Source organism: Rummeliibacillus sp. GQ308, from assembly GCF_059759115.1.
Map to the genome: position 1 here is coordinate 1,165,763 of NZ_JCAXDQ010000001.1, position 12,088 is coordinate 1,177,850.

Genomic DNA, 12,088 nt, shown 5'->3' on the forward strand with positions numbered 1-12,088 from the left:
GGGGGCTTCAAATGTTTAAAAAAGTACTAATTGCCAATCGTGGAGAAATCGCAAGGCGAATTATTAGAACATGCCAAAAACTTGGAATTGAAACTGTAGCTGTTTATTCAGAAGCAGATGCGAATAGTTTATATGTTTCTGATGCAACTGAGAGCTATTGTATAGGCAAGCCGCCGGTAGCCCAGAGTTATCTAAATATCGATGCAATTGTTAAAGTAGCAAAGGAATCAGGCGCAGAAGCAATTCATCCAGGATACGGATTACTTTCTGAAAATGCCGCGTTTGCTAAGCGTGCGGAAGAAGAAGGACTGGTATTTATCGGACCTTCCTCAGACGTCATTGCTGCAATGGGCAGTAAATTAGAAGCGCGTAGAACAATGGAAAAAGCGGGTGTACCGATTGTAGATGGTGTGAATGATCCACTAAAAGACGCTGAAGAAGCTGTCGAAATTGCCAATAGAATGGGCTACCCAGTGATGTTAAAAGCATCAGCTGGGGGAGGCGGTATAGGAATGCAGCTTGTTCATACCGAAGTAGAGCTCCGCCAAGCATTTGAGGGAAATCAAAAGAGAGCGCAAAGTTTTTTTGGGAATGGGCAAATGTTTATCGAAAAATTCATCGCTGATCCACATCATGTAGAGGTGCAAATTTTGGCAGACCAGCATGGAAATACTATTCCGGTATACGAACGGGAATGTTCCATTCAAAGACGTCACCAAAAAGTCCTAGAGGAAGCTCCATCTCCATTTATCTCAGAAGAGACAAGAGAAAAAATGCTTGAGGCTGCAGTAAATGCAGCAAAGACCATCCAATATACTAATGCAGGAACGATTGAATTTTTAGTAGATAAGGATCAAAACTTCTACTTTTTAGAAATGAATACACGATTGCAGGTTGAACATCCAGTCACAGAAGAAATTACGGGGTTAGATTTAGTTGAGGAGCAACTGAAAATTGCCTATGGTGATGTATTAAACATTTCAAAAGACGATATTGTAGCCAAGGGTCATGCAATTGAAGTGCGCATTTATGCGGAAAATCCAGTAACTTTCTTCCCTTCTCCAGGTACAATTACCAAGCTTGTATTACCAGAGGGTGAAGGTATTAGACACGAGATTTCAATCCAAGAGGGAAGTGAAGTTACACCATTCTACGACCCTATGATCGCAAAATTGGTTGTGTTTGCAGGTAATCGTTTAGAAGCTTGTGAAAAGCTAGAGGAAGCACTTGAAAAATATGTAATTGAAGGAATTCAAACAAATATTCCAATGCTTTTAGATATAGTGAAAAATGAACAGTTTAAAAGTGGAATAACGACTACTAAATTTGTAGAAGAACATTACTTAAAAGAAACAGTTGGAAAGTCTAAATAAAAAAATAGAGAGGGGGGCACATAGAAATCCAGAACTTTGCCTTCGTTCACTAGGAGTGTACCACCTCTCTATCTACTATTTTAATCGGAGGGATTTATGATGACAACAGTAAAAGCAAGTATGGCAGGAACAGTGTGGAAAATTTTGGTTTCAGAAGGAGAGCGCGTGGAAGCAGGACAGGATGTTGTCATCCTGGAATCAATGAAAATGGAAATTCCCATAGCAGCAGAAGAAGCTGGAATAGTGAAAAATGTAATCGCTGCGGAAGGTAATTTTATTAACGTAGACGACGACTTATTGGAGATTGAGAATGATTAAACTTCCATCAAGCGTCCAAGTGAAAGAAGTTGGTCCACGCGATGGTTTACAGAATGAAAAAACACTTATTAATACAAATGACAAGATTGAACTGATAGATCGCTTAAGCGAAACAGGACTCAATTATATTGAAGTAACAAGCTTTGTCCATCCAAAATGGATTCCGCAGCTAGCTGATGCAGTAGAAGTTTTAAAAGGAATTAAGCGTAAAAAAGGAATTACATATGGTGCTCTCGTGCCGAATAGCAAAGGATTAGAACGTGCAATAGAAGCTGACATTGATGAAGTAAGTATCTTTATGTCTGCTAGCGAAGGGCACAATAAAGCAAACATTAACAAGTCGATTGTTGAGACTTACCCTGTGTTAAAGGAAGTAGCAGAAGGCGCCCTTGCTGCAGGGAAAACTGTTCGAGGCTATATCTCAACTGTTATTGCTTGCCCATATGATGGATTGGTTTCTCCAGTCCAGGTCGCAAGGGTTGCGGAGAAGCTATTTGAAATGGGCGTCTCAGAAATTTCACTGGGTGATACGATTGGAGTAGGTGTTCCTACTCAGGTTGATGCTCTCTTAGAAGAAATGACCCGCCATTTTAGTACAGATCAATTAGCGATGCACTTCCATGATACTCGAGGGATGGCCTTAGCTAATGTAATGGCAAGCCTTGCACATGGCATTCAAAAGTTTGACAGCTCTATAGGGGGGCTTGGTGGATGCCCATATGCACATGGGGCATCAGGAAATGTTGCCACTGAGGATTTACTATATTTGCTCGAAGGCATGGGTATTCAAACGGGGATTCAGCGAGAAAAAATTGTACAAACTGCATTGTATGTGGAAGAAAAATTGGGGAAACCATTACATTCTAAATTAGTAGCAGTAGCGAGAGGAGAGGAGAATCATGGCGGAGTATGTAAAGCTTGAGGTTGAAGCAGGCATCGCCACCATTCTGTTCAATAGAGCTGAGGCAGCGAATGCCTTATCTCGAAAGATGCTACAAGAAATCAACGATGTATTGGATGAAGTTCAATACAATCCGTCTGTACGTGTGGTGATTGTTTCAGGAAAAGGTCAGAAAGCATTTTGTGCAGGGGCAGATTTGAAAGAGCGGCACGGTATGACGGAGATGGAAACAAAACAAACAGTGGCCCTTATTGGCCAAACCGTCTCTCATTTTGAGTCCATTTCTAAGCCTGTTATTGCAGCTATCAATGGGGTAGCATTTGGTGGTGGGCTTGAATTAGCCCTTGCCTGTGATTTGCGCATTGCTAGCAGTGCGGCAAAGCTTGGCTTAACTGAAACTTCATTAGGTATTATTCCAGGAGCTGGCGGTACACAGCGTTTACCTCGATTGATTGGTGTTGGGAAAGCAAAAGAATTAATATACACAGCTCGCCGTCTAACTGCAGAGGAAGCAAAGGACTATGGAATAGTGGAATATGTAGAAGAACCGGACAATGTATGGGTTAAAGCTGTAGCACTTGCGAAAGAAATAGCCAAAAATGCTCCACTTTCTTTGGAACAAGCCAAAACAGCGATAAATCATGGGATGCAAACAGATATTGCTACAGCATTGCAAATTGAATCACTTGCCTATAGCAGATTGCTTCCCACTGAAGACCGTTTAGAAGGGTTAAAGGCTTTCCAAGAAAAACGAACACCTGTTTATCAAGGAAAATAAGGGGGATGACAGAAATGGCGGAACTAACAACACGCTCTAAACATGATGAGATGAAAGAGACGATTCAAAAAGGTGGAAACGAAAAGTATCATGCGAAAAATAGTGAACAAGGAAAACTCTTTGTGCGTGAACGTCTTGAGTTACTATTTGATGATGGTATATTAGCTGAAGATGGAACGTTTGCCAATGTTTTAGCGAAAGATTTGCCGGCAGACGGTGTGGTTACAGGCATAGGAAAAATCCATGGACGTACGGTTTGTGTTATGGCTAATGATTCAACAGTCAAAGCTGGCTCATGGGGGGCCCGTACTGTTGAAAAAATCATCCGAATTCAAGAGACTGCCGAAAAACTAGGCGTACCGCTATTTTATTTAGTCGATTCAGCAGGCGCGAGGATTACAGATCAGCTTGAAATGTTCCCAGGAAGAAGGGGAGCAGGACGTATTTTTTATAACCAAGTCAAACTATCCGGACGCATACCGCAAATCTGCTTGTTATTTGGTCCGTCAGCAGCAGGCGGAGCATATATTCCTGCGTTTTGTGATATCGTGGTCATGGTTGAAAAGAATGCTTCCATGTATTTAGGATCGCCTCGGATGGCTGAGATGGTTATTGGGGAAAAAGTAGACTTAGAAACAATGGGCGGAGCAAAAATGCACTGTACAACATCTGGATGTGGCGATGTTTTAGCAAAAACAGAACAAGAAGCAATTGCCTACGCACGCCAATATATTTCTTATTTTCCTGATAACTTTAAAATTAAACCGGTAATAGAAGAGCCTAAACTGCCAGCGAACTTTGAAAAAACGATTGAAGAGATTATTCCTGCCAATCAGAATGTACCATTTAATATGTATGACCTGATTGACCGAATTGTTGATGAGGGATCGTTCTGTGAAGTGAAAAAGCTTTTTGCTGCGGAGCTTATTACAGGTCTTGCGCGAATTAACGGCCAATCAGTCGGTATTATCGCTAACCAACCGAGAGTTAAGGGTGGTGTCTTATTCCATGATTCAGCGGATAAAGCGGCAAAATTCATCCAACTTTGCGATGCATTCCATATACCGCTTTTATTCTTAGCCGACGTACCAGGGTTCATGATTGGTACTCAAGTGGAGAAGCTGGGCATTATTCGCCATGGCGCAAAGATGATTTTTGCAATGAGTGAAGCAACAGTTCCAAAAGTAACTGTCATCGTTCGTAAAGCATATGGTGCTGGTTTGTATGCAATGGCTGGTCCAGCATTTGAGCCAGATGCGTGCATCGCCTTATCTACTGCCCAAATTGCTGTAATGGGTCCAGAAGCAGCTGTAAATGCAGTCTATGCGAATAAAATCGCACAGTTACCAAAAGAAGAGCAAGCTGCATTTATTGAAGAAAAGCGCAATGAATATCGCGCTGAAATTGATGTTTATCGTTTAGCATCTGAGCTCATAATTGATGATGTCATACAACCAAATGAGTTGCGGGCTACATTAGAAGCTAGATTCGAAGCCTATAAAACGAAAGATATATCATTTACAGAACGTAAACATGGGGTTAGACCAGTTTAAAGAAACGAACAAAGCAACAGAACAAAACTAAGGCGAAATGCATTTTTCATGCATTTCGCCTTTTGCTATGCCTTCTATTAATGATTAAAGATATTTTGCATATTTGCCTAATAATTCTTTTGTTTTCTTCTTGCCTAGAATTTCTTCCACTTCTTTCAGGACTTTATCCGGAATTCCTGTCAGGACCCATTGAAACGAAAATTTTGAAAGAAGTGGGCGCAGTTTTTGTATTTCTTTTTTCGAAAGTGGAATCTGATGAACTTTGGCATATTCAGCAAGCTCCTTATCCGTTTTTCGATTCATCTCACTAATTAATGCTAAATAATCCATTCGCTTATCCCCTTTAATGTAATTGTCTTTACAAAGCACCTTCAATTCGCTATACTATTTGACATAAATCGTAATGATTATGAATTAGAAAGAAGTGAGGCTAATTGAAACAGCCATTAATAGAACTAGAAGATGTTTCGTTTCAGTATGAATATCAGGAAGTGTTACATAATATATCGCTTGTTGTGCGAGAAGGCGACTTTCTTGCGTTGCTTGGTCCAAATGGCTCTGGCAAATCTACACTGCTTAAAATTATCTTGGGCCTATTAAAGCCTACAAAGGGCTCTGTAAAACTGTTCGGGGAAAAGAGTACATCATTTAAACATCGAGAGTGGATCGGTTATGTGTCGCAAAAATCGAATTCATTTAATGCGGGTTTCCCAGCAACAGTAAAAGAAGTAGTAGCAAGCGGCCTAACTAAAAAAATTGGATTGTTCAAAAGACATCTTCCCAATAAAGAAGAGCGAGTGTTCGAGGCATTGCATGCTGTAGGCATGGAACAATTTGCAAATCGTAATATAGGCGAGCTTTCAGGAGGCCAGCAACAACGTGTATTTATAGCACGGGCACTGATTGCAGAACCAAAACTGCTTATTCTAGATGAGCCAACTGTCGGAATAGACTACGAAAATGTACAGTCATTCTATGATATGCTCTATCATTTAAATGAGGAACTGCGAATTACAATGATTTTGGTAACACATGATGTGGACACACTGACGGATACGATCAGCCATGTTGCATGTTTAAACAAAACGATTCATTTTCATGGCTATAAAGATAACTATGATTCGATATCAGCAGATCAGCGTAATGAATGGTATGGCCATTCGGTACGCCAACTTCCTCATATGAAGAAGGAGAATAAATAATGATTTCATCTATATTGCATTATGATTTTTTACAAAATGCATTTCTGTCAGGCATGATTATTGGCGTAATCGCTCCGTTATTAGGAGTTTTCATTGTAGTACGTCGATTATCTGTAATTGCAGATGCGTTAAGCCATGTAACTTTAGCCGGAATAGCTGGAAGCTTATATCTCAGCCAAACATTCTCAGCATTGGCTTTATTAAATCCGATTTATTTAGGAATTCTGTCTGCTGTCGGCGGTTCAATGGTAATTGAACGTTTACGTCGTTTATATAAGCATTTTGAAGAATTGGCTATTCCTATTATTATGTCGGCTGGCCTTGGTGTTAGTGCAATCTTTATTTCTCTTGCACAAGGTTTTAGTACTGATTTATTCAGTTATTTATTTGGATCTGTATCAGCTGTAAGTAGACAGGATCTTTGGGTAGTCCTATCGATCGCTATTTTAGTAGTTGTTTTTGTTTATTTCTTTTATAAAGAGCTATTTGTTTTATCATTTGATGAGGAATATGCGAAAGCAAGCGGACTTCCTGCAAAATGGATTCATTTTCTTTTTATGATTGTGACGGCATTAGTCATTGCAGCAAGTATGCGGATTGTCGGAATTTTACTGGTGTCATCACTTATTACATTGCCAGTGGCTGCAAGTCTCCGCATTGCCAAAGGATTTAAACAAACGATTTTCTTTGCAATTTTGTTTGGGGAGTTGGCTGTTATGATTGGTTTGATTTCAGCCTTCTATTTAAACTTGGCACCAGGCGGAACAATCGTAGTGACATCTATCTTCATTTTACTATTCGTCATTGTCGGAAAGAAAGCTGCTATAGCTATTCGTGCGAAAAAGAGTTAAGGAGGCATTCTCATGAATATATCGAAAGCATGGGATATTCTGAAGGAAAGTGGCTACAAAAAAACGGATAAACGTGAACAGATTTTAGACATGTTCACGAAAACGGGTAAATATTTAACTGCAAGAGATTTGTTGGATGTGATGAAGAAGGATTATCCTGGCATGAGCTTTGATACTATTTATCGCAATCTAGCAACATTTGTGGATCTAGGTATACTGGAAGAAACCGAGCTTAATAGTGAACGTCACTTCCGTATGCAATGTGAAACCGAACACCATCATCACCATTTCATTTGTATGGTATGCGGCAATATTAAAGAAATTCACCTTTGCCCAATGGATATGTTACAAGAACAGTTGCCTGGTTATGAAATTGATAGTCATAAATTTGAAATTTACGGAAAATGTCCCGAATGTGTAGCGGAAAGCCTGTCATAACAAGGTTGACAGGCTTTTGTTGTTTTATATTTATTAATTTCCCTAATTTCCCTAATTTCCTAATCTATTATCCTCTTTCAGCACTAACTATTCGTTGCATTGAACATAAAGGCCTTTACCTTCAGACCATTCTGCATAGTAAACTTTTTTAATATCCTCGTAGCCTTCTTTTTTTAATAGTTTAATGACCCATTGTTCATTCTTTCTAATTTGATTTAATGTTCTATTTACGATTTGCCCCTCGTCAATAAGCAGGCGAGGCAATGTATCAGTCGTTACTTGATCGGATGAATCCTTCTTCATTACACTAATTTGACCTCCGGGTTCCAAAATCACATATTTTACTTCTCTAATAGAAAAAATCCCTTGCTGACGAAGCAAGGAAAGCAATTGTTCAGTTTCCATTTTATTTTTCTTTAATTCTTTTATATCTAAGACACCTTTATTTATAAGAATTGATGGTTCTCCTTTAATAAACGGACGTAATTTATCATATTTCCTAACAGCAAGATTTGTCATAAAGCTCAGTACAGTCCATAAAATAATTGCATAGAGAAAATGCCATACCTGTACCTTGCTATCATAAAGAGTTTCTTCAAGGATACCTCCCAGCATCAATAAAAAGACTATATCGAAAGGAGTAACTTCAGAGAGTTCCTTTTTTCCCATTAAGCGAATTACTATCATAAGTGCTATAAAGCCTAGAATAACTTTAAGTGTAATAGTTAATATCATCTTTTTCTCACACTCCTAACTTAATCTTTAAATACCCTAAGATAAGTTTAATTATTCTTCATTCGTTTTATAATTCGTTTTTGAATAAACCAGTACGTTGCGAGAATTATAGGTATAAACATTAACGTTATTGGTATCTGAAATACTGTCCAAGAAGAAGGGGCATAGTGTTTAATTTGAAATGCATTTTCAACTGTTTTAAGATATGATTCCTTGTATTCATATTGCACTATCCATTGATCATCTGCCATAGCTACTGTACCAATATCATAATTATTTGGAATGATTGGTTGTGTAATCTTTCCTTTTTCTCCGATAATAAGTTTTGCTTGTGAATAGTCAATAGGGTAAGTATACGTCGGACCTTCTTTCAATACTGTATTATCCTCTATATTCTGCTCTGAAAATACTGCTAGAAATTTTAATTTACCTTTATATTCTTGGAAAACATCTTGAAGTGCTTTAGTATCTATGTGTGAACTATCTGTTAATAGTGAGAAGGATTTTTTCATGATTTCATGTTGTTCTTGGTCTATTAGTTGTACTTTTTCTTTCTCGCGATTAATCTGTGTAAATACACCTACAGAGTTTATAAAAAAACCTAAAGTAATAATAAGTGTAATCCAAAACGAATAACCTGAAAATTTCATGAATCTGTTCTGAGCATTAAAATAGCGCGCTAATTTTTGAAATGGTTTCTTTTGTTCTAAACGACTCGAGAATTCTTGTTGTTTCTGAATATCGATTTCTTTATGCATTTCTTCTAAAAGTTCTGCACATGATTTACAAGTGCTTATATGCTGTTCTATAAATCTTGAACTTTCCTCACTACATAGTTGGTCAATATAGGATGATGATAAATCATGCACTATAGGACATTCATTGTTCATGTACATTCACTCACTCTCTTTTAATTTTACTTTAGCACGATAAAAAGTAACTCTTGCCCAATTCTCATTTTTTTGATATATTTCTCCGATTTCTTTAAACGACAATGCACCTAGTATTCGAAGTAACACAATTTCTTTAAATGGCTCTTCTAACAAATGTATTTTCCGGTAAAGTGTAATTTTATTTTCACTTTCAATAATATTACTTTCTGCAGAGGGTATTTGATTCGTTAGGTAAGATGATTGCGGTTGTTTAACCTGCTTATCCACGTACTTATAGTATGTATACTTTGCAATTTGACAAAGCCAAATTGACATTTTGCATTTTCCATTATAACTATACGAACAGCCTGATAAAAAGTCTCTTGTGTCAGTTCCTCTGCAATGTCTGTATTACGGCATAAGACATATAAATATTTAAAAACTTGGTCGCCATATTTTTCATAAATTTCCGTTAACTCGTTCATATTTAACCTCCTTTCAACTCATATATCTAAAAAATCACCTTTTCGTTACAAAGATTTCGTAAAAATTTTTATTTCTACAAAGAGACGTTTTTTAAATTAGATATACAATACAATGAAAGCCTGTCTCGTATACGGAGACAGGCTTTTAAATTAAATAGAAGTTATATGATATTTTTAGCGTTCACAAGCTATTCCATCTCTATCTCTATCCAAATCACGGTTTTGTTTCATGGCTTTTTTGTAAATACTTGCGGAAACATATGCGCGTGAGTATTCATAAACTATGCTGCCATTGCGCTTGTGTACTGTATTTTTCGTTTTAGCCGAAACTTTCACTCCGTGAGCGTATTTTCCGTTAAAAGCGGTGCAATTTGAATAGATACTACGAGCTTGAACATTTTCATCATTTTTAGTGATTGTAGCACCAAAAAACGTTGTTGTTGCTAAAGCTGCAGCTATACCAATTTGTAGGGTCTTTTTCATTCGTTTTTACTCCTTCGAAATTATTCCTATTTATAATAAGTTATTTTTATGAATAAATCAAACTAAAATTTATAAATAATTTGAATTTTTATGTGCAAAAAGTATTGTTTAATAATAGTTCTACTAGGTAAATTTCTATTATAGTAGTGAATTAGAATGGAGTTAAAGGGAAGGGAAATGGAAAGGGCAGTATAAAACACAAAATGAAGCCGCACACATCCGAAGAGTGAGCGGCAATTAAATTAAGAGAATTGATCAAGCAAGAAAGCAATGAATAAACCACAGGCTGCAACCAATCCAGTAATTGGTCCGCTTTCTTCATAGGCTTCCGGCATCATTGTTGAAGCAATCATGGCTACTATACCGCCACCTGCAAATGCAGCAATTGCTGATTGGGTAGCAGCAGACACATCGTCTAAGAAGAAAAATCCTGCCCATGACGCAAATGTCGATATAGCTAAAACTGCAATCCATAACCAAATTATTTTCGCAGTTGAATAGTTGCTTTTTTTCATACCCGTAGTGCTTGAAAGACCTTCTGGGATATTACTGATAAAAATAGAGACAACTAGTAGGAAACTGACACTTTGCTGTCCGATGAGACTAGCGCCAATCATGATAGATTCAGGTATTGCATCCATAATAGTGCCTGCAAAAATAGCTAATCCGCTTGATGCTGCTAGATCACCTTGCGATCGTTTACGCTGAATCTTTCCTTTATTAGAAACCAAATAATCAAAAATAGTAAATACTATAGCACCCATTAAGAAACCAATTCCTGTTGCTTTTACACCACCATCATGAGCCGAATCCTCAAGCAATTCGAAAGTTGCGGCACCCATTAATACACCGGTCCCAAATGCCATAATAAAACCGATCCATTTATTTTTAATTGGTAAGAATAATGCGCCTAAAGCGCCTAGCAGGACAGCTGAACCTGACACTGCTCCCCAAAATGCGGCATGCCACATATTAACCACTCCTTTACTTGAGGACCAATACCCTGAACAATCAGGAATTGAAACAATCAAGACATAAAAAGAGCAACCATCTGCTGTTAAGCAGAAGATTGCTTTTGTAATTTTAAAATTATGGACCACTTATGTGTTAGCATCTTAAAATAGCTGTTTCTCCAATTGAAAATTTACTTAATCATCAAAAGGGAATTCAATAACATAACCTAAATTGATGTCGCACTCTTCCAGTATAGGGAGGGACAAAAGGACAAGGGCAGATATGACAAGACAATTTATTAATATTTTGGAAAGACCGCTTTTACGAGAAGCTTTAAAGATTGAGCAAATATATTGGATGAAGAAGAGGAATATAAAGCAATTCATAAATAAATTGAACAAATACTGCCAACTCATCATTACTTCCCACCACTTCCTTTTTGTTTTCTATATATAATATTATAGTGCAGTCTTTCAAAACAATAAAGTTTGAAACCTGCAAAATAAAAATTCTGTAAGCGCTTTTTCAATAGGTTTGCCAATCTTGTTACAACTTTAATCATAACCATCTTTTCTTTGGAATCTCTTGTATAATTAGGTACGACAAGTGGCAAAGGAAAGAGAGGGGCCTAATATGAAAATAATCAAAGTTGTTGTATGTATGCTAGCTGTTATAATGGTGCTTACTGGTTGTGGCGGAGAAGGAAAGTCTAAAGTAAATACTCGTGAAATTATTATCCCGAAAACCGAGTTTTATAAATATCTTTATATTCAAGGTGTAAATGATCAAGGGGTATCTACTGAAAAGACAGGCAAATTGATTAAAGAACCTGCAAAAGTACAAGACTTCATTCGAATGGTGAATCGGAGTGTTGTAATGGTACCCAAAACAGAAAAACAAGCATCTATAGTAAAGCAACTGGACAAGCATGGAAGCTATATTGTGGCACTTGGTGATACGGAAAAAATGGATAAATTAACTTATAAAATATATATGCTAAAAGATGGGACGCTTTTTTTCCAGGATACGATGAAAAAAGAAATGACATATATGTCTGTGAAAAAAGAACCTAAGAAGTTAGAGGAAATGAAAAAACTGCTAGGTGTAAAATTTTAAAAAGAGCGAAAGAACAATTGGTTTGTTCT

Annotated in this window: 15 protein-coding genes; 9 read left to right on the forward strand and 6 right to left on the reverse strand. The window is 37.4% G+C overall.

Translation table 11 applies throughout. The annotated features are described in order from the left end of the window. Positions 1 to 11: 11 nt before the first annotated feature. The 5 genes from AC6CHJ_RS05645 to AC6CHJ_RS05665 all read left to right on the forward strand — a co-directional run bounded on the left by AC6CHJ_RS05645 (position 12) and on the right by AC6CHJ_RS05665 (position 4,923). Positions 12 to 1,373: an acetyl-CoA carboxylase biotin carboxylase subunit gene (locus AC6CHJ_RS05645; RefSeq protein WP_498287616.1), complete on the forward strand. Its 1,362-nt coding sequence runs from the start codon at positions 12 to 14 to the stop codon at positions 1,371 to 1,373. Between the two features lie 99 nt (positions 1,374 to 1,472). Beyond that, a complete protein-coding gene (locus tag AC6CHJ_RS05650) occupies positions 1,473 to 1,691 on the forward strand; it encodes an acetyl-CoA carboxylase biotin carboxyl carrier protein subunit (RefSeq protein WP_147193703.1) in 219 nt (72 codons plus the stop codon). Further along, positions 1,684 to 2,613, forward strand: coding sequence for a hydroxymethylglutaryl-CoA lyase (locus AC6CHJ_RS05655; protein WP_221297933.1), 930 nt, complete (start codon positions 1,684 to 1,686; stop codon positions 2,611 to 2,613). The genes AC6CHJ_RS05650 and AC6CHJ_RS05655 overlap by 8 nt, the downstream gene beginning before the upstream one ends. Next, complete coding sequence (locus tag AC6CHJ_RS05660) at positions 2,591 to 3,370, forward strand: enoyl-CoA hydratase (protein ID WP_249775822.1); 780 nt, start codon at positions 2,591 to 2,593, stop codon at positions 3,368 to 3,370. The genes AC6CHJ_RS05655 and AC6CHJ_RS05660 overlap by 23 nt, the downstream gene beginning before the upstream one ends. Positions 3,371 to 3,384: 14 nt before the next feature. Further along, positions 3,385 to 4,923, forward strand: a complete 1,539-nt coding sequence (locus tag AC6CHJ_RS05665; RefSeq protein WP_392994330.1) for an acyl-CoA carboxylase subunit beta — start codon at positions 3,385 to 3,387, stop codon at positions 4,921 to 4,923. A gap of 84 nt (positions 4,924 to 5,007) precedes the next feature. Here the strand turns inward: AC6CHJ_RS05665 and AC6CHJ_RS05670 are convergent, their stop codons facing one another. Continuing rightward, positions 5,008 to 5,253 (reverse strand): DUF2624 family protein, encoded by a 246-nt coding sequence (locus tag AC6CHJ_RS05670; RefSeq protein ID WP_147193697.1) that lies wholly within the window; start codon positions 5,251 to 5,253, stop codon positions 5,008 to 5,010. A gap of 104 nt (positions 5,254 to 5,357) precedes the next feature. Here AC6CHJ_RS05670 and AC6CHJ_RS05675 point away from each other — a divergent pair, with 104 nt between their 5' ends. From AC6CHJ_RS05675 to AC6CHJ_RS05685, 3 genes are read left to right on the forward strand one after another with little or no spacing between them, the layout of a single operon-like run. Then, the gene (locus AC6CHJ_RS05675; protein WP_147193695.1) at positions 5,358 to 6,125 is read left to right on the forward strand and encodes a metal ABC transporter ATP-binding protein; all 768 of its coding nucleotides are present in this window, start codon (positions 5,358 to 5,360) and stop codon (positions 6,123 to 6,125) included. Beyond that, positions 6,125 to 6,976, forward strand: a complete 852-nt coding sequence (locus AC6CHJ_RS05680) for a metal ABC transporter permease (protein ID WP_147193694.1) — start codon at positions 6,125 to 6,127, stop codon at positions 6,974 to 6,976. Before AC6CHJ_RS05675 ends, AC6CHJ_RS05680 begins: the two co-directional genes overlap by 1 nt. Positions 6,977 to 6,988: 12 nt before the next feature. Continuing rightward, a complete protein-coding gene (locus tag AC6CHJ_RS05685) occupies positions 6,989 to 7,414 on the forward strand; it encodes a Fur family transcriptional regulator (protein WP_147193692.1) in 426 nt (141 codons plus the stop codon). An 87-nt stretch (positions 7,415 to 7,501) separates the two neighbouring features. On the opposite strand, the gene AC6CHJ_RS05690 is transcribed toward AC6CHJ_RS05685, so the two are convergent. From AC6CHJ_RS05690 to AC6CHJ_RS05710, 5 genes are all read right to left on the reverse strand, one after another. Further along, on the reverse strand, positions 7,502 to 8,149 hold the full coding sequence (locus AC6CHJ_RS05690) for a DUF421 domain-containing protein (protein WP_498287619.1): 648 nt from the start codon (positions 8,147 to 8,149) through the stop codon (positions 7,502 to 7,504). A 47-nt stretch (positions 8,150 to 8,196) separates the two neighbouring features. Beyond that, entirely contained in the window at positions 8,197 to 9,039 is an 843-nt protein-coding gene (locus AC6CHJ_RS05695) for a zf-HC2 domain-containing protein (protein ID WP_498287621.1), read from the reverse strand. Positions 9,040 to 9,269: 230 nt separating this feature from the next. Next, positions 9,270 to 9,506, reverse strand: a complete 237-nt coding sequence (locus AC6CHJ_RS05700) for an RNA polymerase sigma factor (protein ID WP_498287623.1) — start codon at positions 9,504 to 9,506, stop codon at positions 9,270 to 9,272. A gap of 174 nt (positions 9,507 to 9,680) precedes the next feature. After that, positions 9,681 to 9,989 carry an excalibur calcium-binding domain-containing protein gene (locus tag AC6CHJ_RS05705; RefSeq protein ID WP_147193684.1) on the reverse strand — a complete coding sequence of 103 codons (309 nt, stop codon included), beginning with the start codon at positions 9,987 to 9,989 and terminating at the stop codon, positions 9,681 to 9,683. Positions 9,990 to 10,231: 242 nt separating this feature from the next. Further along, positions 10,232 to 10,960: a ZIP family metal transporter gene (locus AC6CHJ_RS05710; RefSeq protein ID WP_498287625.1), complete on the reverse strand. Its 729-nt coding sequence runs from the start codon at positions 10,958 to 10,960 to the stop codon at positions 10,232 to 10,234. Between the two features lie 616 nt (positions 10,961 to 11,576). Here AC6CHJ_RS05710 and AC6CHJ_RS05715 point away from each other — a divergent pair. Next, positions 11,577 to 12,059, forward strand: coding sequence for a hypothetical protein (locus AC6CHJ_RS05715; RefSeq protein WP_498287627.1), 483 nt, complete (start codon positions 11,577 to 11,579; stop codon positions 12,057 to 12,059). Positions 12,060 to 12,088 lie beyond the last annotated feature (29 nt).

Coding starts and splice junctions, on each gene's coding strand:
- AC6CHJ_RS05715 (WP_498287627.1), top strand. CDS start 11,577: ATGAAAATAATCAAAGTTGTTGTATGTATGCTAGCTGTTATAATGGTG.
- AC6CHJ_RS05650 (WP_147193703.1), top strand. CDS start 1,473: ATGACAACAGTAAAAGCAAGTATGGCAGGAACAGTGTGGAAAATTTTG.
- AC6CHJ_RS05645 (WP_498287616.1), top strand. CDS start 12: ATGTTTAAAAAAGTACTAATTGCCAATCGTGGAGAAATCGCAAGGCGA.
- AC6CHJ_RS05680 (WP_147193694.1), top strand. CDS start 6,125: ATGATTTCATCTATATTGCATTATGATTTTTTACAAAATGCATTTCTG.
- AC6CHJ_RS05690 (WP_498287619.1), bottom strand. CDS start 8,149: ATGATATTAACTATTACACTTAAAGTTATTCTAGGCTTTATAGCACTT.
- AC6CHJ_RS05685 (WP_147193692.1), top strand. CDS start 6,989: ATGAATATATCGAAAGCATGGGATATTCTGAAGGAAAGTGGCTACAAA.
- AC6CHJ_RS05710 (WP_498287625.1), bottom strand. CDS start 10,960: ATGTGGCATGCCGCATTTTGGGGAGCAGTGTCAGGTTCAGCTGTCCTG.
- AC6CHJ_RS05655 (WP_221297933.1), top strand. CDS start 1,684: ATGATTAAACTTCCATCAAGCGTCCAAGTGAAAGAAGTTGGTCCACGC.
- AC6CHJ_RS05670 (WP_147193697.1), bottom strand. CDS start 5,253: ATGGATTATTTAGCATTAATTAGTGAGATGAATCGAAAAACGGATAAG.
- AC6CHJ_RS05660 (WP_249775822.1), top strand. CDS start 2,591: ATGGCGGAGTATGTAAAGCTTGAGGTTGAAGCAGGCATCGCCACCATT.
- AC6CHJ_RS05705 (WP_147193684.1), bottom strand. CDS start 9,989: ATGAAAAAGACCCTACAAATTGGTATAGCTGCAGCTTTAGCAACAACA.
- AC6CHJ_RS05665 (WP_392994330.1), top strand. CDS start 3,385: ATGGCGGAACTAACAACACGCTCTAAACATGATGAGATGAAAGAGACG.
- AC6CHJ_RS05700 (WP_498287623.1), bottom strand. CDS start 9,506: ATGAACGAGTTAACGGAAATTTATGAAAAATATGGCGACCAAGTTTTT.
- AC6CHJ_RS05695 (WP_498287621.1), bottom strand. CDS start 9,039: ATGAACAATGAATGTCCTATAGTGCATGATTTATCATCATCCTATATT.